Annotated in this window: 25 protein-coding genes; 12 read left to right on the top strand and 13 right to left on the bottom strand. The window is 36.4% G+C overall.

Features of this window, described 5'->3' with window-relative positions; genetic code table 11:
- From FW780_RS07905 to FW780_RS07930, 6 genes are all read left to right on the top strand, one after another.
- Window positions 1-810: a hypothetical protein gene (locus FW780_RS07905; RefSeq protein ID WP_149833093.1), complete on the top strand. Its 810-nt coding sequence runs from the start codon at window positions 1-3 to the stop codon at window positions 808-810.
- Between the two features lie 121 nt (window positions 811-931).
- Window positions 932-1,729 carry a hypothetical protein gene (locus FW780_RS07910; protein ID WP_149833094.1) on the top strand — a complete coding sequence of 266 codons (798 nt, stop codon included), beginning with the start codon at window positions 932-934 and terminating at the stop codon, window positions 1,727-1,729.
- 175 nt (window positions 1,730-1,904) lie between these two features.
- On the top strand, window positions 1,905-2,297 hold the full coding sequence (gene yiaA / locus FW780_RS07915; protein WP_034699887.1) for an inner membrane protein YiaA: 393 nt from the start codon (window positions 1,905-1,907) through the stop codon (window positions 2,295-2,297).
- Between the two features lie 139 nt (window positions 2,298-2,436).
- Window positions 2,437-3,759, top strand: a complete 1,323-nt coding sequence (locus FW780_RS07920) for a BspA family leucine-rich repeat surface protein (protein ID WP_149833095.1) — start codon at window positions 2,437-2,439, stop codon at window positions 3,757-3,759.
- Between the two features lie 21 nt (window positions 3,760-3,780).
- Window positions 3,781-5,340, top strand: coding sequence for a BspA family leucine-rich repeat surface protein (locus FW780_RS07925; protein WP_149833096.1), 1,560 nt, complete (start codon window positions 3,781-3,783; stop codon window positions 5,338-5,340).
- 14 nt (window positions 5,341-5,354) lie between these two features.
- The gene (locus FW780_RS07930; protein ID WP_149833097.1) at window positions 5,355-6,914 is read left to right on the top strand and encodes a BspA family leucine-rich repeat surface protein; all 1,560 of its coding nucleotides are present in this window, start codon (window positions 5,355-5,357) and stop codon (window positions 6,912-6,914) included.
- A 53-nt stretch (window positions 6,915-6,967) separates the two neighbouring features.
- On the opposite strand, the gene purE is transcribed toward FW780_RS07930, so the two are convergent.
- Window positions 6,968-7,471 carry a 5-(carboxyamino)imidazole ribonucleotide mutase gene (purE, locus tag FW780_RS07935; protein WP_034699885.1) on the bottom strand — a complete coding sequence of 168 codons (504 nt, stop codon included), beginning with the start codon at window positions 7,469-7,471 and terminating at the stop codon, window positions 6,968-6,970.
- Window positions 7,472-7,681: 210 nt separating this feature from the next.
- On the opposite strand from purE, the gene FW780_RS07940 reads away from it, so the two are divergent.
- From FW780_RS07940 to FW780_RS07955, 4 genes are all read left to right on the top strand, one after another.
- Complete coding sequence (locus FW780_RS07940) at window positions 7,682-8,590, top strand: DMT family transporter (RefSeq protein ID WP_149833833.1); 909 nt, start codon at window positions 7,682-7,684, stop codon at window positions 8,588-8,590.
- Between the two features lie 143 nt (window positions 8,591-8,733).
- Window positions 8,734-9,297 (top strand): hypothetical protein, encoded by a 564-nt coding sequence (locus tag FW780_RS07945; protein ID WP_149833098.1) that lies wholly within the window; start codon window positions 8,734-8,736, stop codon window positions 9,295-9,297.
- A gap of 6 nt (window positions 9,298-9,303) precedes the next feature.
- Window positions 9,304-11,427, top strand: coding sequence for a cation:proton antiporter (locus FW780_RS07950; protein WP_149833099.1), 2,124 nt, complete (start codon window positions 9,304-9,306; stop codon window positions 11,425-11,427).
- A 189-nt stretch (window positions 11,428-11,616) separates the two neighbouring features.
- Window positions 11,617-12,429, top strand: coding sequence for a hypothetical protein (locus FW780_RS07955; RefSeq protein WP_149833100.1), 813 nt, complete (start codon window positions 11,617-11,619; stop codon window positions 12,427-12,429).
- Between the two features lie 194 nt (window positions 12,430-12,623).
- On the opposite strand, the gene FW780_RS07960 is transcribed toward FW780_RS07955, so the two are convergent.
- Window positions 12,624-13,736 (bottom strand): 5-(carboxyamino)imidazole ribonucleotide synthase, encoded by a 1,113-nt coding sequence (locus tag FW780_RS07960; RefSeq protein WP_149833101.1) that lies wholly within the window; start codon window positions 13,734-13,736, stop codon window positions 12,624-12,626.
- A gap of 25 nt (window positions 13,737-13,761) precedes the next feature.
- Window positions 13,762-14,313: a DUF1543 domain-containing protein gene (locus tag FW780_RS07965; protein WP_149833102.1), complete on the bottom strand. Its 552-nt coding sequence runs from the start codon at window positions 14,311-14,313 to the stop codon at window positions 13,762-13,764.
- A gap of 97 nt (window positions 14,314-14,410) precedes the next feature.
- Between FW780_RS07965 and FW780_RS07970 the strand changes: the two genes are divergently transcribed.
- Window positions 14,411-15,241: a sulfite exporter TauE/SafE family protein gene (locus FW780_RS07970; protein ID WP_124533834.1), complete on the top strand. Its 831-nt coding sequence runs from the start codon at window positions 14,411-14,413 to the stop codon at window positions 15,239-15,241.
- Entirely contained in the window at window positions 15,241-15,624 is a 384-nt protein-coding gene (locus FW780_RS07975; RefSeq protein ID WP_149833103.1) for a DUF1634 domain-containing protein, read from the top strand. The genes FW780_RS07970 and FW780_RS07975 overlap by 1 nt, the downstream gene beginning before the upstream one ends.
- 2 nt (window positions 15,625-15,626) lie before the next feature.
- Here FW780_RS07975 and gloA2 read toward each other — a convergent pair whose 3' ends face one another.
- From gloA2 to FW780_RS08025, 10 genes are all read right to left on the bottom strand, one after another.
- The gene (gloA2, locus tag FW780_RS07980; RefSeq protein ID WP_149833104.1) at window positions 15,627-16,004 is read right to left on the bottom strand and encodes an SMU1112c/YaeR family gloxylase I-like metalloprotein; all 378 of its coding nucleotides are present in this window, start codon (window positions 16,002-16,004) and stop codon (window positions 15,627-15,629) included.
- A 36-nt stretch (window positions 16,005-16,040) separates the two neighbouring features.
- Window positions 16,041-16,481, bottom strand: coding sequence for a nuclear transport factor 2 family protein (locus FW780_RS07985; protein ID WP_149833105.1), 441 nt, complete (start codon window positions 16,479-16,481; stop codon window positions 16,041-16,043).
- A gap of 311 nt (window positions 16,482-16,792) precedes the next feature.
- Window positions 16,793-17,851 carry a diphosphomevalonate/mevalonate 3,5-bisphosphate decarboxylase family protein gene (locus tag FW780_RS07990; RefSeq protein ID WP_149833106.1) on the bottom strand — a complete coding sequence of 353 codons (1,059 nt, stop codon included), beginning with the start codon at window positions 17,849-17,851 and terminating at the stop codon, window positions 16,793-16,795.
- 21 nt (window positions 17,852-17,872) lie between these two features.
- Window positions 17,873-19,642 carry an AMP-dependent synthetase/ligase gene (locus FW780_RS07995; RefSeq protein WP_149833107.1) on the bottom strand — a complete coding sequence of 590 codons (1,770 nt, stop codon included), beginning with the start codon at window positions 19,640-19,642 and terminating at the stop codon, window positions 17,873-17,875.
- A complete protein-coding gene (locus FW780_RS08000; protein WP_149833108.1) occupies window positions 19,639-20,652 on the bottom strand; it encodes an NAD-dependent epimerase/dehydratase family protein in 1,014 nt (337 codons plus the stop codon). The genes FW780_RS07995 and FW780_RS08000 overlap by 4 nt, the downstream gene beginning before the upstream one ends.
- Before the next feature lie 259 nt (window positions 20,653-20,911).
- Complete coding sequence (locus tag FW780_RS08005; protein WP_149833109.1) at window positions 20,912-21,916, bottom strand: MvdD family ATP-grasp ribosomal peptide maturase; 1,005 nt, start codon at window positions 21,914-21,916, stop codon at window positions 20,912-20,914.
- Window positions 21,909-22,865 (bottom strand): MvdC family ATP-grasp ribosomal peptide maturase, encoded by a 957-nt coding sequence (locus FW780_RS08010; protein ID WP_149833110.1) that lies wholly within the window; start codon window positions 22,863-22,865, stop codon window positions 21,909-21,911. Before FW780_RS08010 ends, FW780_RS08005 begins: the two co-directional genes overlap by 8 nt.
- Before the next feature lie 74 nt (window positions 22,866-22,939).
- Window positions 22,940-23,164 (bottom strand): microviridin/marinostatin family tricyclic proteinase inhibitor, encoded by a 225-nt coding sequence (locus FW780_RS08015; protein ID WP_047387582.1) that lies wholly within the window; start codon window positions 23,162-23,164, stop codon window positions 22,940-22,942.
- Between the two features lie 52 nt (window positions 23,165-23,216).
- Entirely contained in the window at window positions 23,217-23,453 is a 237-nt protein-coding gene (locus tag FW780_RS08020; protein WP_047421157.1) for a microviridin/marinostatin family tricyclic proteinase inhibitor, read from the bottom strand.
- A 114-nt stretch (window positions 23,454-23,567) separates the two neighbouring features.
- Complete coding sequence (locus tag FW780_RS08025) at window positions 23,568-24,347, bottom strand: alpha/beta fold hydrolase (protein ID WP_149833111.1); 780 nt, start codon at window positions 24,345-24,347, stop codon at window positions 23,568-23,570.
- Between the last annotated feature and the right edge of the window lie 101 nt (window positions 24,348-24,448).

Below are 24,448 nucleotides of genomic sequence, written 5' to 3' on the forward strand. Positions count from 1 at the left end.
ATGAAAAACTACTTATTTCTGGGAATGATAGGCGCTGTTGTATTCTTTAACAGCTGCAGCAGCAATGATGATAATGAAGGGACAAATAATCCTTCCGAACAACCTCAGCTATTACTGAGTAAAGTTACAACTACTTATTACGACAATCCTGCTAATCCTGAAACAACAGTTTCAACATTAAGCTATAACAATCAGAAGCAATTAATCAAAACTATATCAGAAGGCAGAGCTTCAGTTTTTGAATATGATAATACCGGAAAACCTTCAAAAACCACTTATTATAAACCGGATGGTACGGTAGACTATTATTCTGCCTATACTTACAACGGAGAACTGCTTACAACAGTTAAGGCAATCTATACTAATAATCCGGATTATAACAGAACCATTACTTATAATTATAATACCGACGGACAGGTGATTTCTTCATCTCTTTGCCAGTCACCAGCCTGTTCCAATCCCATCATTGATACTTATACTTATAGCGGAAACAATATTTTATCAGAAACTTCAGAAGGTGGAGGATCCAGTTACAGCACTAAAATTGTTTACTCTTATGATAATAAACTGAACCCATACATTAATATCAATAAATACTTAAAAATTATGATGGGAGGAGCCTATTCGGTAAGTCAAAACAATTATCTGACAGAAAAGATCAGCTTTAAAAGTAATGGTGCCTGGGAACAAAACCAAACCCGCACTTCTACAATTCAATACAATAGTTCCGGTTTTCCTGTTCAGGTGATCTCAAAAGAAGCCAACGGAAACCTGTCAGCTCAATACAATTACGAATATATTACTCAATAATATTTAAACTCTCCAATTTGGGGAGTTTTTTTATGAACTAAATATTTTCGTCACCATTCTTATGGCTATTTTACAAATAAAGAATATATTTAGTCCTCATTTAAATAAAAACTTTTAATGCATGAAAATACAATTTTTTATAGGGCTGATGAGTTCATTTTTATTCTTCAACTGTAGTAGTAATAATGAAGAAAATGAAACCAATCCTTCTGAACCTCAAATATTATTAAGTAAAGCCACTACAGTGTATCATGGAAATTCAACTAATCCCTCAACAGATGTTGTCAAATTTGATTATAATAACCAAAAGCAGCTCATCAAAATCTCATCAGAAAACACAATTTCCATTTTGGAATATGATGCCACTGGAAAACCTTCAAAAATTAATTACCAGAAAACAGATGGTACTGGAGCATATTATAAGACCTGCACCTACAATGGCGATCAACTGACTATGGTTAAAACAATATACCCCACTAGTACATATAATACAGCAATAACGTACAACAATGGTAAAGTTACTGCCACATCCCTTTGCGAATCTCCCAATTGTACAAACCCGTCTACAACTTCATATTCATATAGTGAGAATAATGTTTCAGAAGAAAATTCAATAAGTGACGGTATTGGTGGGGCCCATCATTTTAAAAAAGAATTTTCATATGATAACAGAGTAAATCCTTATTCTTTAATCAATAGATATTTTAGGATTTTTATGGGAGGTCCACAATTTTTAAGTCAAAATAACTATACAGCCGAAAAAATAAGCAAGAAAGACAATGCAGGAAACTGGAATCAAATTCTAAATATCACCTACCAAATAGAATACAATAATTCTCAATTACCCACTCAGGTCATAGGAAAAGATGATGATGGTAATGAGTTTGTAAGATATACATACGAATATATTACACAATAATACTAAGCTCTCCAATTTGGGGAGTTTTTTTATGAGCCTATTTCGATAAATGATGATTATAAATTTTAAAAAATCATTGAAGGGCATTGTCCAGTATTTTCCCCATATTTCTCCTCTATTAAGGCTCTATTTATAAAAAATGAATATCTTAGCCTCTTAAATAAAACATTAAACTATGAAAAAACAAAGAGTATCGAATGCGTTCGTTGCAGCGTCGTGGGTAGCATTGGGTGCAGGAATGATTGGCTTCATCGTCGGTCTTGCAAGAGCTGAAATGCTGCTGAATGAAAAAGGATATTATTTTACCATTCTTCTTTATGGCTTATTTGCTGTTGTTTCTCTTCAGAAAGCGGTACGTGACAGATTAGAAAACATTCAGGTAACCGATATTTATTACGGGATCTGTTGGTTTGCCACATTATCATCCATTGTATTACTGGCTATCGGGCTTTGGAACGCCACCATCCTTCCAAGTGAAAAAGGGTTTTATGCCTTTGCCTTTCTGCTTGCACTCTTCGGAGCCATCGCAGTCCAGAAAAATACACGTGACAATATGCTTCAGGAATAAAGTAAACTCTCCATTTTGGAGAGTTTTTTATTTAAAAAATTTCATTAAAATACATAAAATACTACAAATTCCACATTTACATTAAAAATATATTAAGTTTTTTGTTATTTTAGCTACGCTTATTTCACAAACTAATGACATGTACAAAAAACTTCTCCCTTCTACTCTATTTATTCTATTATTTCAGTTTTCAAATGCTCAGAATGAGTTTATCACTGTTTGGAAAACCCAAAATGCACAATTCATAAAATTTCCCGGCCGGGGAACCAATTTCCAGGTATATTGGGAAGAAGTAGGCTATCCGCAACACAATGGAACGATGAATAATGTAACTTCCACTACTGAATTCATCATCAATTTAGGAACACCATTAAACCCATCTCCTGCCCAAGCCAGTTACAGAATCAAAATCAGTGACGGAAACGGAAGTTTTGATCAGGTGAGATTTTATAATGGTTCATCAATCCCGGTTTACAATGCTGCAGACCGTTCAAAAATCACTCACATTACCCAATGGGGAAATATAAAATGGAAAAGCTTTGATAGTGCTTTTGTATACTGCGATAATATGGATGTGACCGCTACTGATGCACCGGACCTCAGCATGGTAACCAGTATGCGCCAGATGTTTTATTTATGTATTTCATTGATCGGCAATTCTTCTTTCAATACATGGAACACCTCTACCATTACAGATATGTATTATATGTTTGGTGATGATAATTTATTTAACCAGCCACTGGGAAACTGGGATACTTCCAATGTGACAGATATGTCTTATATGTTTGACTATACGGGATTCAATCAATCTTTGAGCAAATGGAACACTGCAAAGGTTACCACCATGGAACATATGTTTCATGATTCAGAAAACTTCAATCAGGATATTCAAAACTGGAACACAGGAAATGTCACGAATATGAACGAAATGTTCCGTGGCACCGCTTTTAATCAAAATATTGGAAGATGGAACCTAAGTTCATTAACAACAGCTACCAATATGTTTCTCGATTCTGCGATGAACTGCCTGAATTATGATAAAACACTTTACGGATGGAGCCAAAGCTCTTCAACACCTGCTAATATTAATCTATCAAGTGCTGCTCCATTAATTTATTCCCATGCTGATGCTGTAGCCGCAAGAAATTATTTAATTAATTCTAAAGGATGGACTATCTCAGGAGATACTTACAACGGACTATGCAACCAGACACTTTCAACTTCTGAAAAGGAGATTTCTGGTAAAGCATCTATCTATCCCAATCCTGTAAAAGATCATATTTACCTGAAAAACATTCCAAATGGAGTAAGTTATATCATCACCGATATGAGTGGAAGAACACTTGCCAAGAACAACCTTGAATATGAAAAGATTAATGTCAGACTTTTGACCCCGGGAAATTATATCCTGCAAATTTTGACAAAGAATACAATTCATTCTTTCTCATTCATCAAACAATAAACTAATACATAAACTATAACCATGATTCTAAAAAAAATCCCAACCTTCATTTTTCTTTTGCTGGCTTTCATTGTAAAAGCTCAGGACGAATTCATTACCATCTGGAAACCTGCATCTACCGTATTACCAGCAGTAAATGTAGATGCTCCCTACCAAGCCACGACTCAGCAGATCTGGTTTCCCGGAATTGGTGATAATTATGATATTTACTGGGAGGAAGTAGGCTATCCACAGCACAATGGTTCGCTTCTCGATGTAACTTCCACAAAACAGGTTCTTATTGACTTCGGGACGTCAATCGCAGAAAAAAATGATGCAAAATACAGGGTAAAAGTTACGAATGGTAACGGAACTTTCAGACAAATAAAATTCGGAACTCCTCAACTATTTCCTGGTCCTGAGCAAGTCATTCCTATCTGGCAGATCAATGGAAGTTCAGATAAAATACTGGAAATAGAACAATGGGGTAATATTTCATGGACTACGATGGAAAGCGCCTTCAGTCTGTGCAGGCTTATGCAGCTTACGGCAACAGATACTCCCAATCTTAATAATGTTGAAGATGCTTCTTTTATGTTTTATGGTACAACCAGCTTTAAGGGAGCCAGTTCTATGCAAAACTGGGATACTTCTAAAATTAAGAATTTTAGTTTTATGCTCTCTCTTTTATTCGATGTGAATCCATCTTCTGCCGTAATAGAACAGTTCAACTCACCTTATCTGGACAGCTGGAATATGTCTTCTGCTACGAACCTCAGCTATATGCTGGGAAACAGAACGGCTTTTAACCAGACTCTTAACAGCTGGGATGTTTCAAAGGTGACGGATATGAGCTGGATGTTTGGACAATGTTTAAGCTTCAATCAACGTTTGGATAACTGGGATACTTCAAGTTTAGAGGACATGCACTTTATGTTTCATATGATTCCTGTTTTCAATCAGCCGTTAAACTGGAACACTTCTAAAGTTACTAATATGTCCCATGTATTTCATGGTTGTACAACCTTTAATCAGTCTTTAGAAAATTGGGATATGACAAAAGTGACCAGAATAGATCAGATGCTTAATATTGCATCAGGTTTCAATCAGTCATTAGGAAACTGGAACTTAGTTTCTCTTACCAATGGTAATGGTGCTTTAACACTGTCAGGCCTTAATTGTGAAAATTACAGCAAAACGCTTATGGGATGGGCCAACAACCCTAATACAGCCAACAATATTGCATTAGGTTCTCTAACGGGATTAAAATATGCTTCAAACGTGTCGGACAAAAGGGATATTCTTATCAATAAAGGCTGGTCATTAATAGGTGATACGGTAGGAAGTTGCTTATTATCTTCATCAGATGTAAGACTGAATAAAAAACTTTCGCTATATCCTAATCCTGCAGTGGATGACATTCATGTTGAAGGGTTAAGCGATATAAAGAGCTATAAAATTTATGATGCCAGCGGAAGATTGGTAAAGGAAGGAAATCCCAATAATGATATCATCAATGTAAGCTCCCTGCCTAAAGGAAATTATATGATACAGCTGATCATGAAAGAAAAAACAGTTTCTTCAAAATTCATTAAGAAATAACTATAAACCTCAATATGATATTGAAAAAAATTTGGGTGGGCTTTTTTATTTTACTGATATTCGTTGCGAAAGCCCAGAATGAATTTATCACTATCTGGAAGCCTGCTTCTACTGTGATACAGCCTATTACTGTAAGTGCTCCTTATCAGGCAAGTTCTCAACAAATATGGTTTCCCGGAATTGGCGAAAACTATGACATTTATTGGGAAGAAGTAGGCTATCCCCAGCACAACGGTTCTCTTACCAATATAACCTCTACAAAACAGGTTTTTATTGATTTTGGTACATCAATCGCAGAAAAGAACGATGCAAAGTACAGAATAAAAGTAAGCAATGGAAATGGTGTTTTTCAGCAAATAAAATTTGGAGACGTACAGGAAGTTCAGCTTCCGGACCAGATTTTTCCGGTCTGGCAGATCAACGGAAGTGCAGATAAAATACTTGAAATAGAACAATGGGGTAATATTTCATGGACTACGATGGAAAGCGCCTTCAGTCAATGTAAACTTGTTCAGCTTACTGCTACAGACCTTCCTGATCTTAGTAATGTTGAAGATGCTTCTTATATGTTTTATGGTGCAAAAACCTTTACAGGCGCAAGCTCCATGCAAAACTGGAATACTTCTAAGATTAAGAATTTCAAATTTATGTTTTCTATTATCTTTGATAGTATCAATACTTCAATTCCCGATCAGTTCAATCCTCCTTATTTTAATAGCTGGAATATGTCATCAGCAACTAATCTCAGCTTTATGTTTGCAGGACGGAGTATCTTTAACCAGATATTAAACAACTGGGACGTTTCAAATGTCACTGATATGAAATGGATGTTTGCTCTTTGCCCAAGCTATAATCAACCTATGGATAACTGGGATACCTCCAGCCTTGAAGACATTCGTTTTATGTTCCATTTTGATTCTGGTTTCAATCAATCTTTAAACCATTGGAATACTTCTAAAATTACCAATATGGCTCATGCTATTCATGGCTGCACAGCCTTTAGTCATTCCCTTGAAAACTGGGATATGACCAAGGTTATCAGAATAGACCAGATTCTTAAGGAAACGCCCAACTTTAATCATTCCCTTGCAAGCTGGAATCTTGCCAGCGTTAATAATGGAGCCCAGGCTTTGATGCAGACAGGAATGGATTGTGAAAATTTCAGTAAAACACTTGCAGGATGGGCAGATAATCCTGACACTGCCAATAATGTTGATCTAGATATTGTAACTCCTTTGAGTTATGCTTTCAATGCAGCAGATAAAAGGAATATTCTCATCAGTAAAGGATGGACAATGTCCGGTGATACAATAGGAAATTGTTTACTCTCTTCATCGGATGTAAAACTGAATAAAAAACTTTCGCTTTATCCTAATCCAGCAGTGGATGATATTCATATTGAGGGATTAAGTGACATTAAAAAGTATAGAATTTTTGATGCAAGTGGAAGACTTGTACTGGAAGGAAACCCCAATAGGGATATGATTAATGTAGGATCTTTACCAAAAGGAAATTACATTTTACAGCTCATTCTGAAAGATACTACCCTCTCTTCAAAATTCATTAAGAAATAAAACAAAGAAGCCTCGCTGAAAAGTGAGGCTTTTATTTTGAGATTAAAAGTAAACTATTTGTCAAAATGATTAGGATGCTGGGCTTTGATATCATCCACAGTTCCCAATACTTTATCTTTTAAAGAATCCTGGTATTTCTGAAGTTTTGCAGCGACTTCTTCATTACCGCTTCCTAAAATTTTTGCTGCTAAAATCCCTGCATTCAAAGCTCCGTTCAGGGCTACGGTAGCTACCGGAATTCCGCCAGGCATCTGAAGAATAGATAAAACAGAATCCCATCCGTCTATTGAATTACTAGACAAAATCGGAACCCCGATTACCGGAAGTGTAGTACAGCTTGCTACCATTCCCGGAAGATGCGCTGCCCCTCCTGCTCCCGCAACAATTACCTTCAGACCTCTTTCCTGAGCTGTTTTGGCATAATCGAACATTCTTTCCGGTGTTCTGTGCGCTGAAACTACTGTTAATTCATAAGGGATATCAAGGCTTTTAAGAAAATTTGCAGCCTGTTCCATGATCGGCAGATCACTCTGACTGCCCATAATAATTCCTACCATCTTCAATTTTTATTAGATCTTCAAAGATAAAAAATAAAGCGGGAAGTTGGAAGAAGGAAGCGGGAAGTTCTTTTATCACAATCAAACAAAATCCAATCAATCATCAATTATTTTCCCTTTTCCCATCTGTATCATCAAAAATTGAAAGAACTGTATCCATTATTTTTTCTGCAAAATTTTTACATTTGTTTGTTACACTACTTATTTACGTTGAAAGATTATAAACTTATTTTTGCTGTTCTTACCGTTGCTATGGTCTGGGGAACTACCTTTTTGGCTATACGTGTAGCTGTGGAAACCATTCCTGCATGGTTTGTAGCGGGAATCCGTCAGTTTTTGGCATCTCTTATTATGCTTGTCATTCTACTTTCGAGAAGAGAATTCAAATGGATTGGCTGGAAAAGCTTAGGATACCAGATTATTTTTTCTTCCCTGATGCTGGTTGTTGCTAATGGTATGACTACAGTAGCTGAGGAAACTGTTTCGAGCAGTCTTGCCTCTCTCATCAGTGCGTGTTCACCTATCCTTGTTTTTCTGGGAAGCGTAGCTGTGGGATTGCAGAAATTCAGTTTAAGGGCGCTTAGTGGTGTTTTGTTATGTTTCAGTGGAATTCTTTTTATTTTCTGGGACGGACTGAAAGACCTTGCCAACCCGGATTACAGAATGGGGATGATCTTTCTTTTCTGCGCTATTGCGGGCTGGGCTTCCGGAACTATTTTCACCAAGAAATTAAATATTCAGAGCGGAAATATAACATTGAATCTGTTTTATCAGTTCCTGTTTGCAGGTGTTGTTCAGATTATATTTGCATTCCTGTTTTCTGAAAATTATAACTTCGGAAACTGGACAGCAAAGAGTATTTCCGCAATGTTATACCTTTCTGTTTTCGGTTCGGTGGCTGCTTTTTTTGCCTTTCATTATGCACTGACCAAAATTTCGCCGGTACAGGTCTCTATTCTGGCCTATATCAACACCATTATTGCTATATTTTTAGGATGGCTTATTATGGATGAAAAAGTCACTTTCAAGTTCATTCTTGCAGCTGTAATGATCATCTGCGGTGTTTTTATTATTAATTACAAACCGGAAATGTTCAAAAGACAACGAATGGAATCTTAAGGTAAAAAACAATATCAATAATCTCACCCCATCTATCCAGCTGTTTTTTAACTTATTAAATATAATTAAAATCAAATCCGTTTCAGACGGAGTTTCATATTCCCTTCATTTTTCTTATATTGTAATACTCCAACCCATACAATATGCTGAAAAACACATTTTTTTTATTTCTGGTCTCCTCTTTTCTTCTTGTAAGCTGTGATTACAAAGAGAAAGAGAAAAACCTGACAGACAGAGAAAAACAATTATTAGAAAAGGAAAAAGTATTTGCGAAGAAAGAATCCGAATATCAGTCACTCCTGAAAATGAGAGACAGTATTTATGCTAAGAAAGATTCTGTAGTTATCGCGACATGGCCTGCGGAGATTTCCGGCCCATGGAACGGAAAAGTTATCTGTACAGAATCCAACTGCAGTGAATATGCTGTGGGCGACCAACGTACTGATATCTGGGAGTTTGATGACGATTCTACCCAGCCTATAACAAAAATCATCAATAACAATAATCTGGTAAGGCTGTACACCGGCAAGTTTGAGAATAATGAAATCAGATTGTCTTTCAAAACAGATTCTACGGCCAAAAAGAATGTAGAAATGAGCGTTCTTCTTAATGATATTTCAGACAGCAAGATCAAAGGAACAAGAACCATCACCTCTGATGGCTGTACCGCCAAGTTCTCTGTTGAATTAGTACGTTCCACAAAATAAACACCTATGATTTTACTGAGTATACACAACCTGAGTCTTCCTATTGAAGATCCGGTACTGAAGTTCCTGTTGGTACTGGTCATCATTCTGGCAGCACCATTGCTGTTAAATAAAATTAAAGTTCCCCACCTTTTGGGGCTTATCATCGCCGGAGCCATCATTGGTCCTAACGGATTTAATGTATTATCCAGAGACAGCAGTATTGTTGTAACGGGAACTACTGGACTGCTTTACATCATGTTTCTGGCAGGTCTTGAAATAGATATGGGAGATTTTAAAAAGAACAAGTGGAAGAGTCTCACCTTTGGTATCTATACCTTCACCGTTCCTTTTGTACTGGGATATCTGGGAGGATATTACCTTCTTCATTTCTCCATGCTGACATCTATCCTGTTTGCCAGTCTTTTTTCATCCCATACTCTTATTGCTTACCCATTGGTGAGCAAGTTGGGAATTGCCAAAAACAAGGCCGTTAATATCACAGTTGGAGGTACAATGATCACAGATATCCTTGCTCTATTGGTACTTGCCGTGATTGTGGGAATGTCCCAGGGAGATGTAGGAACAGAATTTTGGGTAAAGCTATCTGTTTCTTTCATTGTTTTTGCATTGATTGTCCTCATTGTATTTCCGATTATAGGACGTTGGTTCTTTAAAAGAGTAGATGACAAAATCTCACAATATATTTTCGTACTGGTCATGATTTATCTGGCAGCGATGCTTGCAGAACTTGCCGGTGTGGAAGCCATTATCGGGGCATTTTTTGCAGGATTGGCTCTAAACAGACTTATTCCTCATACCTCTTCTTTGATGAACAGAGTTGAATTTGTAGGAAATGCCATCTTTATTCCATTCTTCCTGATCAGTGTAGGAATGCTGATTGATTTTAAAGTGTTCTTTAAAAGCTGGGAAACACTGGAAGTTGCCGGAATTATGCTTGTAGCTTCTATCGGTGGAAAATATCTTTCTGCGGTAGCGACTCAGAAAACATTCAGACTGACCAAAGAGGAAGGAAAACTGATCTTTGGATTAAGCTCAGCCTCTGCAGCCGCAACACTGGCTTCAGTAATGGTAGGATATAATATCATCCTTTCTGAAACTGAAACCGGAGAACCTGTAAGGTTATTAAATGAACACGTGCTGAACGGAAGTATTTTACTGATCCTTGTTTCCTGTACTATTTCTTCCTTCATTTCCATGGCGAGTGCCCAGAAAATTGCTGAGAGCGATAATGAAGATACCGTTTCCGGAAACACCCATGAAGAAGAAAGTATTCTATTGGCAATCAACCACGAAGCGACAGTCGAAAGGATGGTAAATCTGGGAATTCTGATCAAAGCACATTCTAATACAGAAGATCTGTTTGCACTGAATGTCATCAATGAAGATAAAAATGAATCTTCAGTAAAGAATGCTGAAAAGCTTCTTCACCAGGCCGCAGATGCCGCAGCAGCAGCGGATGTGAAACTGCAAGCCTTAAAAAGATATGACAATGATGTCGTTAATGGAGTAAATAATGTGATTAAAGAACAGAAAATCACAGACCTCATCATCGGATTAGAGGATGAAAAGGGATTTTCCCCTTCTTTTGTTTACAATCTTTATAATGGTTATCTACAGAATGATGATGTGAATGTACTGGTATATCATGCAGCTCAACCACTTTCAACGATTAAAAAATATGCTGTGATGATTCCCGAAAATGCTCATCAGGAAGCAGGATTCTTCCATGCATTGCTGAGAGTCTGGAATATCGCCAGAAATTCCGGAGCTACGGTTGTTTTCTATGCTCCCGAAAATATTCTTGATATCCTGCAGAAAATTATTAAAAAAGCCAATATAGAAGCTGAGTTTATCATTATGAGTACATGGCAGGATGGCGAAAGAACCGCTGCCCAGCTGAAAGATGATGAAGCCTTAATTATTTTGATGGCAAAACGAGGCATGAAATCCTATATTCCACGAATGAGACTGATCCCGGAACTTCTGAACAGGAATCTGAGTGATAACAATTACCTTCTGATCTTCCCTTTCTCAGAATATGATAAAAACAGTCCGGAAATACGTTCCGTAGGAAATCACGGAGATTTTGTGGAGATCGGAAATGTGATTCAGAAGATTTTTAAGTAAGAGATTGGAAGCTGAAAGAGGGATGATGGAGGTGATCGATGATGTATAAATAATCATTTTTTATTAAATCATCAAACCATTCAGTCATCAATAGGATCGGGCTAAAGCCATTTAAATGGATAATTATTGATAAACGGGCTAAAGCCCATTCCTATTGAATTTCGTATTTTGGCCAAAAAAAAACAACCTATGAAACAAACTATCGGATTTTTCTTCTTTTTTATGTCCATCATTATTTCTGCACAAAGCCTTACTCTTTCTGATAAAGCGGTGAAAAAGAAACTGGACTCTATCAAAACTGAAGGAAATCTACTCTACTCTTACGAAAATGCGTCATGGCATGCAGGAGATCTTGTAGGCAGCAATAAAAGGCTTGCTGAAAATACCGGAAGCTATATCACATATCAGAAAAATGACACCATCAAAACTTCTTTTCTTAATAAAGCCGGTAATATGGTGATCGCAGAACTTTCTTTCAAAAATAACCAAACAAAACCTGTCAAAGAAAATTTTAAGGAAAGGGTAATTAATGAAACTGAAGGCACCTTAAAAAATATCCGTTCAACTGTTATCCCGCAGTTATCCGATCCAAAATATGCGGTAACAGTACCACAAGGATATAGTCTTAATATGATTATTATTCCGTTTAATGAAAACTATAAAGTATATTTAATACCAGGTACCGCACAATCCGGAGTCATTCCTTTCGGAAATGATTATCTTTTTGTTTCTGATAAAAAAGGGAATATTATTTCCCATAAAAAATTTCATTCAAGACTTATTCCAACCTCTACAGTATTGGAAAATGGAGGAACAGTAACAATGTCTACTCACAGCCATTTGGCAACCAATCCTTTTATTTCGGCAACGGACATTTGTACGTTTAAACTCTATGCTCCGTTTACAGCACTTGAAGAATTTTCTGTTTTATCAACAGCTTTAGGAAGTTATATTAAATACAATTATAAAAAAGACAATATCGAAGTGGTTAAGAACCCTTAATTATAAAAGCAATTACATCATCAATAGGATTGGGCTTTAGCCCGATGTAAACCATAGCAAAAAATTGCCTTTAGCCAAACCTAAAATTAAGTTTTGGCTAAAGTCAATTTCTATTGAATTGTTTGTAGAACAACATAAAAAGGGAGCTGTTTTATCTTTAAAAACAGCTCCCGTTCTTTTATTTTAAATTGATTTTACTCAGAAATTACTCTTACCATTCCCTTCACCATAACCAGCTTTTCCATAAGCTCTTCTCTGGAATCTGCAAGAACGTTGATGTGTCCCATTTTTCTTCCTGGTTTGGTTTCTGTTTTTCCGTATAAGTGGATGTAGGTTTCAGGTAACTGAAGAACGTCTTCCATTCCCTCATATACTACTTTTCCGGTGTATCCTTCCGCACCTACCAGATTCAGCATTCCGCTGTAAGTGATAGCATCGGTATCTGCTAAAGGTAAGTTTTTTACCACACGGTACATCTGCTCAAATTGAGAATTGGTATTTCCTTCCTGGCTCTGATGTCCTGAATTGTGAAGTCTTGGAGCCGTTTCATTCACCCATATTTTTCCTTCTTTGTCAAGGAATAATTCTATGGCAAATAATCCCGGAGAATTTACAGCATTTAAAAACTTCTCTGTAATGGAATCAATTTGATTCTGAACATCTTCTGTTAAAAGAACCGGACATACATTGAAATCCAAAAGGTTCAGCTTTGGATCAGCCACCATTTCTGTTACAGGAAAAATATTCGTTTCTCCTTTCTCATTTCGTGCTACAATCACAGAAAGTTCTTTATCAATATCTACCAGACTTTCAATGACAGATGCTTCTGTCCATAAGTGCTGATAATCTTCTTCTGTTTTGATCACCTGTACCCCTTTTCCATCATATCCGCCTGTATTCATTTTCTGAACAAACGGCAAAGGCATGATAATTTTCTCATCACTATTCCATACTACCTGAAATTCCGGACTTGGAATGTCGTGAGCTTTATAAAATTCTTTCTGAAGGATCTTTTGCTGAATTGTTTTGATGATACTGGCATTAGGAACTACTTTTATTCCCTGCTTTTCAAGTTCTGCCAGTGCATCAGCATTTACATGTTCAATTTCAATGGTTACAACATCCTTGTCTTTACCGAAGTTAAGAACCGTATTATAGTCATTAAAATTTCCCTGTGTAAAATACGATATGTTATGACATGGTGCATCAGAAGCCGGATCCAGAGTATAAAACTCATCATCATACTTCAATGCGCTTTGTATCAGCATTCTTCCCAGCTGTCCGCCTCCCAGAATTCCTATTTTCATTTTTTATTTTTATTAGATTTACTTCTTATTGAATTTTATCGATTTTTAAATACCCAAGTCCCATCGGGTTTTCCTGATTTTCTGCATCAGATTTTTTAAGTACGATAGCATATTTTTCTTTCATATAGGCAGGAAGAATATCACTCACATTGAAAATATCATCAATATCTACTCCATGCTTATCATCAATATGGCTTACCGCTCCTTCAAATCCCATCGTCTGATAAAACTGGGTAGCTTTTGCTCTTTTTACAATCTCTCCCATAGACTGGCCTACCATCAAGTGCTGCTCATGAAATTCTTCAAAGAAGCCCGGTTTGTACCCTCCCAGATTAAGGAAGAACAATTGATCTTCTGATGATTTCTCTCCCTTTTCTACAATCTCCACTTCATAGCCGTCAGCAAATTTAACCTCCTGATAACAATCAAGATGAATTTTACCTTCTGCTTCCTTCCAAAACTCTTTCATATCCGGAATTAAATCTTTAAGATTCTCTGCTATTCCGAAGAAAACATCGTGCTGCTCAATATTTCTTCCTTTAGGAGTTGACCCAAGGATGACATAAAATAATTTCATTACATTTTTCATGCATACAAAAATACGTTAAATTTATCTTTTTCAAATGTTTGGCAGACTACTACAATAATTTTATATTTGTAACATTATTTGTAGTATGTCAGAAATCATCATACTCTTCCTTGGCGCAATTTCCGCTGGTCTATTAGGTTCACTTACGGGTTTAGGAGGAGGAGTTATCATCATTCCTTTATTAACGCTGGGATTCGGCGTTCCAATGCATTATGCTATTGGTGCTTCACTCATATCTGTGATTGGGACCTCTTCCGGTGCGGCTGTAGCTTTCGTCAAAGAAGGGTTTACCAACATGAGAATCGGGATGTTTCTCGAAATTGCCACCACAGCAGGAGCTATTGTGGGTGCTTTGGTTTCGGGAATGCTTAATCCTAATACAATCGGGATTATTTTTGCAAGTATCCTTCTTCTTACTGTGATTTTGAATCTTAAAGGTAAACCTGATCATCAGGAGCCTCTGATCAAAGGAAGTCTTGAAGAAAAACTGAAATTGTACGGGACATTCCCTGATAAAGGAGTATTGAAAAGCTATTCAGCAAGAAATACAGTTCCTGGATTTTTGATGATGATGTTCGCCGGTGCTATGTCCGGACTTTTAGGAATAGGTTCCGGAGCATTGAAGGTATTGGCAATGGACAATATGATGAAACTGCCTTTCAAAGTATCTACAACAACCAGTAATTTTATGATTGGGGTAACGGCAGTAGCCAGCGCACTGATCTATTTTCAGAGAGGTGAAATTATTCCTGTCATTGTAGCTCCGGTATTAATTGGAGTTGTAATCGGAAGTTTTATCGGTTCAAAAACGCTGATGGTATCAAAGACCAAAAAATTAAAAGTATTTTTTGCCATTGTAATCACCATTCTGTCAGTTTACATGATGTATAACGGTATCAACAAAAGCTTCAGATAATGAGAAAGAATTTTACAGACGTAGATCTGAACCGCTCCGTTGGAAATCTTTTGAGGTTAGGTGTTATTCTTTCTGTAGCAACATCTCTGATTGGTTTTATCAAATTATTTTTTGAGGGTTTTAAAATGCCCGAAAAATATACAAGCCTTGTGGTAGGTACTTCTTCAGATAAAGTATGGGGACATTTCTGGAATTCTCTTTGTAAAGGAGAAGGAATGGCGATTATCCAACTGGGAATTCTTCTGTTGATCTTCACTCCCCTGATGAGGATTGTTTTTGCTTTAATTGGTTATTTAAAAGAAAAAGACTACGTATATGTAGTCATTTCTTCTATTGTTTTAGCAATTATGGCAGTGAGTTTCTTTGCAGGCTACGCCCACTAATTTTACATTTCATAAAATTCTAACGGCAACTGATCCGGATCCTGGGTAAAGAAAAACTCTTTTCCAGTGAATTCATCTATGCGGATTTCTTCGCAATTCAGCCCCTTTCCTATCAGTTCATTTCGTTTTTCCGAAACATTTTCTACAGAGAAAGCAAGATGTCTTAAACCGCATGCTTCAGGACGTGACGGACGTTGTGGAGGATCAGGAAAAGAGAATAACTCAATCACATAATGATCACCGATAGCCAGATCAAGTTTGTATGATTTTCTTTCTTCACGGTATACTTCCCGTATTATATTCAGACCTAAAATTTCCGTATAAAATTTCTTTGATACAGTATAATCTGAACAGATGATGGCAATATGATGGATCTTCATTCTTTAAATTTTAAACTACTTCTTAATTCAACATTTTTATTTAATCTCCTTACAGTTATCTTTTCTTCTTGTATCAATAATATACTGAATTTTCCATTCGTTATTCTGCTTTACCAGCTGAAAACTATTGGCTCCGCAATGTGACAGTTTTTCTTTTAAATAAAAAGAATAAGGAGTAAATACGCTTGCCAGATTTCCGTCCGTATGAATAGCTTCTATGATAATTCTTTCATCCAGATCTCCTTTTGTAAATTTTGAAACCGAAGCAACGAAATCCGGTATACTGTCACTTTTTACAGTACCGTCTTTGGTTATGGTCTGAAGAACTGCATTTTCTGTAAAAGCTGATTTTACCAGCTCAGGATCGGCATTTTTCATTCCAAGGAACAAATTACGGATTGGTTTTTCAATATCCTGACTCTGCTGACCAAAACAGGCAACACTGAGTAACAAAAGAATGCCGGCAATCTTTTTCATATAATAGGTTTTTAGAAAATAAAAATAGGGAAAATAATGTTTCAGCTAAGGGAATTTTTCTTCAAATACAAATATCTTTACGACAGTATATTTAGTTTTCTATAGAATGACAACTTTTGTTTGTGTCACTATAATTGTTGATATCATCAGCCTTTGTCATTCCGAAGGAATCTAATTTGTTTTAAAATATTTTCTCATAATACTCTATTGAAAATGATATGGATTAATAATCTTTATTATACAAACCAATGCCTCCTCATACCAAAAAAAGTGGGCTAAAGCCCACTCCTATTGAATATTTATTCCTTATTTTAGAATTTCATAACATCCTTCACTACCCCATTTTTCTGAGTGTGCTGTAATAATTCAGATTCAATGAAGTTTTTAATCTGCTCTTCAGAACCATTGCTTGGGAACAGAAGATGAACGTTTGCCCCCGCATCAAGGGTAAAGAATAAAGACATTCCTGTTTCTCTTCTGAAATCCCATACTTTATTGATAACCTCCAGCGTTCCTGTTTTCATCAGGATAAAAGCAGGATCACTCATCATCATCATTGCATGCAGTGTAAGCGCTTCATGTTCTACCAGCTTAATGAAACGTTCCATATCTCCGTTTTTCAGAATCTCTTTCATTGGAACAAAATTTTCTCTTGCTTCCTGAAATCTTCTTTCCGCGTAAGGATTGGTATTCATCAAACCGTGTCCTACTGTTGAGGAAACACTTTTCTGACCTTCATGAATTAACAGCACCCAGTCATTAAAGTTTTTGAATACTTCATGAACTTCAGCATCCGGATATTGCACCCCGAACAAATCTGAACTTTCTTCTACCTCATGTGTTTTCCCCCACACTACAAGTCCGTTGTATAAGCTTCGACATGCACTTCCACTTCCTAGTCTTGCTAAAAATGAAGCTTTCCTTAAAGATTCTTCTTCAGAATTTTTTCCTGTAAACGAAGCATCCAATGCCATAAGACATTTCGCAATGGCACCAAAACCAGACGCCGAGCTTGCAATCCCTGAACTATGAGGAAATGTATTTTCAGTTCTGATAATATATTTTCCTTTCAAAATCCATGGAAGGTATTGCTCTATATTTCTGAAATATTTCTCAATTTTCTCTGCAAACTTTACTTCTTCATTTCCAGCCAGAAAAGTCTGTACTGAAAAAGTTTCATTTGCTGTAAACTCCATTGAAGTATTGGTTTTACAATGGTTTAAGGTATAACTGATGCTTGGATTCGCAGGAATCTGATCAGCATATTTTCCCCAATATTTAATCAGGGCAATATTAGACGGACAGCTTTCTGAAACCGTTTGTGTATGAATGGTGAAGTTTTCTTTTCCTATAAAATCTTGTGTCGTCATAGTCTAATTTAAGTGTACTGTTTAGTACATTTTCTCGATAATATCTGCGTATTTTTTGATCACTACATTTCTTTTGACTTTCAATGTAGGAGTAATTTCGCCTGTATTGATATCAAATTCTGCCGGCATTAAAGTGAATTTCTTCACTTTTTCGTAATCTGCCAGATGGCTCTGTAATTCTTTAATTTTCTCTTTATAAAGGTTGATGATCTTCTCATTTTTCACAGCATCTTCCCAATTGGTAAAAGGAATATTATTTTTCTTGATATAATCCTGTAAAAATTCAAAATTAGGAACAATCAACGCTGAAACAAACTGTCTTCCTTCTGCAATCAGCATAATCTGCTGGATGAAGTTATTATTGGTCAGAAGGTTTTCGATCTGCTGCGGAGCAATATATTTTCCGTTAGAAGTTTTCATCAGATCTTTGATTCTGTCCGTAATAATCAGGTTTCCTTTATCATCAAACTTTCCTGCATCACCGGTTTTGAACCATCCGTCTTCCGTGAATACTTTCTGAGTTTCTTCAGGTTTATTATAATATCCTTTCATGATTCCGTTTCCTCTGGCCTGAATTTCATCGTTTTCTCCGATACGCATTTCCACTCCCGGCAAAGGTTTTCCACTGGTACCATGTTCAAAATGAGTTAAAGGGAAAAGGGTCAATGTTGCCGTAGTTTCCGTTAATCCATAACCTACTGTCACGTGAATTCCCACTGATTCAAAGAAACGGGTAACTTCTGGAGAAAGAGATGCTCCGCCACAAGGCAAAAACCAAAGTCTTCCGCCCATTTTTTCTTTTATTTTACTGAAAACCAATCGATCTGCAATAGCTTCTTTGAATTTTAATCCAAAAGGAACTGGTCTTTCATTTCTTCTTAATTCTGCAGTTTCCCATCCGGTTTTAAGGGCCCAGTCAAATATTTTCTTCTTCAGTGATGAACCTTCTTCTGCTTTTTCCAAAACTCCGGCATAGACTTTCTGGAAAAATCTTGGTACGGCACACATGGCTGTGGGTTTTACTTCTTCTAATGCTTTGGCTACATTTTTAGGATCTTCCAGAAAATAAACACGGGCACCTCCATACAGACACAATAAACTCCAGCTTCTTTCAAAAACATGGCTTAATGGTAAGAATGCCAGTGAAAGTTCTTCTTCAAAGTTTTTAAACTTAAAAAATTCAAAGTGGGAATCAAATGCCTTGATGAAATTTCCATGGGTAAGCATTACCCCTTTTGGAACTCCGGTAGTTCCGGAAGTATAGATCAATGTGGCAGTATCCTCATTTTCTTTTTTACAGATTTCCAGTTCTGACGAAGCTTTTACGATAAAATCTTCAAGATAAAAACTGTTGAATTCTTTCTTGATCCACACTGCTTTCTTAGAAACAATAATTGTTTCCAGAGTGTTTTCTTCTTTATTTAAAAACTCAAGACAGGCATCATACTGCATCTGGTTTCCTACTAAAACTGCTTTAGCTCCGGAATCGTTGATGATATGTTCTGCCTGCTCAGCATTATTGGTTGAATAAATAGGTACTGTAACGGCACCAATAGCCATTGAAGCCAGGTCAACGATCATCCATTCGGATGAGTTATCTGAATAAATAGCGACTCTGTCATTTTCCTGAATTCCAGCTTCTTTTAGTGCATTGGCTGTTTTAAAAATAACCTCACTGAATTTTTTCCAGCTCAGCTCTTTCCAGGCTGCGTCTTTCTTTTTAAATCCGATCGCCGCTTTTATAGGATGTTTTTCTACATTTTTAAGGATAATTGCCTCTGCAAGATTCATTTCTTCAGCTTTTTGTCGTTAATATAATTATTCAGGTGAAAGTCGATACTTTCTTTTACAGGAATAAACTGATAGTTCAGTTTTTCTTTGACTTTGTGATTGGAAATGGTGTTGAATGAAGAAATGGCTTCAATATTTGATTTGGTAACCATTTTCAGTTTGGGAATCAGCCATCCGAAAAGGATGTTGGCTATTCTTCCGATATTTAATACAGATTGTGAAAGAATTCTGGCATCTTTAAGTCCCAGACGGGTTCTTACCTGTTTTGCCAGATCGGCATATCTGTTGTTCTCAGCAACAATGATAAAACGTTCTCCGAAGAGATTATTGTCCATCAGCCCGATTGCTGTATTGGCCACGTCTCTTACATCAACATAGGCGGAGCCGCCGGAAAAGGTAAAACTATTGTCTTCAAAGGTTGAGAAAAGTTCTCCACTGCTTTGAGTCCAGTTTCCGCTTCCTACGATCATTCCAGGATTGATAATTATTACATTCATACCTTCTGCTGAGGCTCTCCATGCTTCCATCTCAGATAAATGTTTTGAAATAGCATAGGCAGAGTGTTCCAGTTTTGGATTAAAGTCCGAATCTTCATCCAGTTCTCCTTTTTCATTGAAATTATCAAGAACAGCAACGGAACTCACATGAAGAAATTTTTTAACGTCTGATCCTTCACAGGCAAACAGGAGATTTTCTGTACCCTTGATATTTGTACGGTACATTTCTTTTTCATCTTTGGGATGAAAGCTCACTTTTGCAGCACAATGATACACCTCATCCACACCCTGCAGTGCTGTTGTAAGAGAATCGAGATCATCAAAATCTACGTTTACCCATTCGATCTTGTTGAAAAAATCGTCGGGATTTTCCGTATAAAAGCTGTATGAATGCTTTACTTCGTTTATATTGCTTCCCGGTCTTTTAGAAGCACGTACATTTTTACCTCTTTTAAGAAGTTCCAGTACAATTATTCTTCCCAGAATTCCGGTAGCACCCGTTACAAAAATCATTAATTATTTTACTTGATTGCTGACTAAAATATAACAATATTTTCTATCCGGCAATTCTTCCGGATCCGGCAAAAATTCCTTAGAAAAACTGCTTTTGCAAATTTGCGATTTTTAATGCATAATTCAACTTTATTTAACCAATATTATCATTCATAAAACAATAAAAAAGGAAATTTCAACCGCTATAGATGATCAAACTTAAAAGTCCTGAAAGAATTTACAACTTTCAGGACTTCTATGATTAAAAAACACTTTGTTTTTAAGCCATTACCTCATTATTTCTTCTTGGAGCTTTATCGCAAAGAACGTCTGCAATACTCTTAGAAATAAGGTTTCCTTCTGTAAGATTATCCAGCCAGAAGAATTCTCCTGCTGCATTGATCTCGATGAAATAGTATTCGTCTTCAGGAGAAACAATCATATCTATTGCGCCGTAATCTACATTGTAAATATCCAGAAGTTCAAGCAGTTTTGCTTCTACATCTTCCGGAAGTTCCGTTCTGGTCCATTTATCAATCAGATTGATTCCGTCTTTTCTCCAGTCCACTTTGGCATCTTCGGATTGCTGGGAGTCTATTTCAAATGCATAAACATCTCTTCCTACAATGGTGATACGAAGTTCTTTTTTCTTTTGAATCATCTGCTGAAACTGCATCGGACAATATAACAATGAATCAAGCTCTTCTAATTTATCTTCATTAACGACGTTGGTAAACACTACATTTTCTACACCGTCTTCATAGATGGCAAAACCGGTTTGCATTTTTGCCACTACATTTTGATGTTTCAGAATAAATTTTCTGGCTTCATCAGGGTTATTGGTAAGGCAGGTTGCCGGAATGGTCAGCCCTAATTTATCTGCAATTTTCAATTGTTCTTCCTTACTGTCGAGTCTTCTGTACACACTTGGCTTCCCTAAAGAATAAGCATCTACAGATTCAAAGAAACCGAAAAGGGTATTTCTGATTTCTCCCATTGCCGCACCGTAAAACTTAGAGTCCATTTCTTCCCTAAGGCCTTTTCCAATATTGTAAGCTCTTCTGTACCAGATGGCGGAAATATCATCCAAACGATGCTTTGCTTCGGGAGTTTCAAGAAAACTCACCCATTCTCCATCCTGGAAAATAGTAGACAGTTTATTTTGTAAAGGATAGACGTCAACATCAAAACGAATGACTTCACAGTTATTTTTTTCAATGTATTCTGTTACTTTTTCAATAGAAAAATTATCTGCGGTATGGGTTATAATTAAAATTTTATTCATGGAAATTGATTCTGTTGATAAGATTATCGGCAATTCTTTCTGCGATGGGAAATCCCAGCTCTTTTTGCAGCATTCCCCATTCTCCCTGTGGATTCACTTCAAGGAAATAATATTCTCCGTCTCTTCCTTTGATCATATCGATGGCTCCCATATAAAGTCCCATTTCATTCATCATGGAAGTGAGATTGGCTTTTACAGATTCCGGGAGTTCATATGCTGACCAGAAATAACCTTCATGTGCTACTCTCCAATCTGCATTTTCACTGTTATTGATCTTTCCTGTGAAGAAATCACCGTCTATATAGACGATTCTCAATTCGTATTCTTTTTCAATATAAGGCTGAAAAATCATAGGGCAATAGGCAATGTCAGAAAGGTTTTCAAGAGATTCCTCTTCAATAATTGTAGTTGAAATCATGTTTTCACCCGACATTGTTTTTGCTGTTACTCCATGAAGCTTAGCAATTGCTTTTCCCTGACAGTATTGATGGAAAAATGTTGTTATTTTCTCTTCATCATTGGAAAAAATAGTTTTAGGGATCGTTAAGTTATTTCTTTCTGCAACTTTCAGCTGAAATAATTTATTGCCATCTGCCTTTTTTTCATTTTCATAAGGGTTGATCCAGGGAATATGTTCTAAGGAAGTCATCAGATTGTAACGCAGGCTTCCGTATTCGTTCAGAAAGATTTTTTCATACTCCTGATCCAGTTCTTCAGGAGCATTGATTCTCCATGCTTTTCTGTGCCATACTCCTTTGATTTCCTCAGAATGGAAGGTATTTCCATACTCATCTGTCAACTCAAATGAATTTTCATAAATGTTGATTTTCTGAAGGTGGTTCAGGCGGTCAGAATTCAGTCTGAAATATGGGATATTTTTGGAGGCCAGGTATTCGAAAAAGATATCGATATTATAAAAATCCTGTGAATGAGTGATGCAGAGAATCATTTGCCGGTTTTTATTAAAAAGGGAAACTTAATGTTTAAGTTTCCCCTACTATTTTATTGAATATTCTACTGATTTTATAGTGGAATAGTGATTACATCATCATCACCGTCAGATGGATATTTCAGCGTGTGCATCATATCATCTTTGGGAGAAGTTACAACGTCTATTGCAGGTTTTGTAATAACGTCTCTTTCAGGAATTGACATATCAGTTCCCCCTTTTACTGTTTCAGGATCCTTTACCTGTTTTTCTAAGAATGATGCGAAAAATGGCTTCTTCTTTGAGTTTTGGTTTTTCATAATGTTTAGTTTTGGTTTGATATATAATTTAGCTTAAGCTGTATGTATATTCTTACACATCTAAAACATCCTCATCTCCGTCAGAAGGATATTTCATCGTTACATTATCATTATCAGGCTTAGTAACATTATCCTTAAGAGGAGTAGTGATCTGATCCTGAAGGGATGTAGTAATCTGGTCTGCCAATACAGAAGTAATACCTCCTCCTTTTACTGTTTCAGGGTCTTTCACCTGTTTTTCCAAGAATGTCGCGAAAAATGGCTTCTTTTTTGAATTTTTGTTTTCCATAAGTTAATATTTTTATCGTTTTGGAAATCCAAAGTACGAAAAATTCAAATCATGGAGAAATAATATTACGTTTTAATAAAATTTTAACATAATGTTGAAAATCAAAGTATAATATTAATTTAAACCAAGAAAATCCTTCACAACATTTGCAAAATCTACCGGATTTTCAGCCTGCACCCAATGTCCGGCATTTTTCACCGTAACGACTTTAGCTTTAGGAAATTGCTGTTTGATTCCGAATTCATCCTGTGGCAGGATATAATTAGATTTTGCTCCTGCTATAAACAATGTATCACCTTCAAAAACACCGAATTTAATGGCGTTGGATACAAATTCAGTATATTTTTCGGATAATGTTTTAAGATTAAATCTCCATCCCAGTTTTTTATTGTCATCCCAATAAAGGTTTTTCGTTAAAAACTGTACGGTAGATCTTTCCGGGATATATTGGTTCAAAACTGCTTCCACATCATTTCTTGAAGCTACCGTATTGAAATCAACGGTTTCCAGTGCTTTGATAATTCCCTGATGATGTGGTGGATATGCTTTAGGAGAAATATCAACAACGATCAGCTTTTCAACACGTTCAGGATATTTTATAGCAAACTGCATCACAGCTTTCCCTCCCAGAGAATGTCCTAAAACATGAGCTTTCTGAATCCCATAATGATCCATATAATGTGCAATATCATCTGCCAGGTCGTCATGAGACATACTATCTGAATGAAAGCTTCTTCCGTGGTTTCTAAGGTCAATCAGGTGTACAGGAAGATATTCTCCCAGATCTTTTCCGAAACTTCCCCAGTTGTCAAGCATTCCAAATAATCCGTGAAATACAAGAAGCGGCGTATTGGTTGAATTTTCGCCGAATATTTTTGAGTTTAAAATTTCCATATTTTTAGAAGTTAGATGTGAGAAATTAGAAGTCAGATAACAAAAGAGATCAGCAACGAAATTGTACTAATTTCTGGTATCTGGCTTCTCATTTCTTATTT

Origin of the sequence: Chryseobacterium sediminis (assembly GCF_008386505.1) — a bacterium.
Lineage (GTDB): Bacteria > Bacteroidota > Bacteroidia > Flavobacteriales > Weeksellaceae > Chryseobacterium > Chryseobacterium sediminis.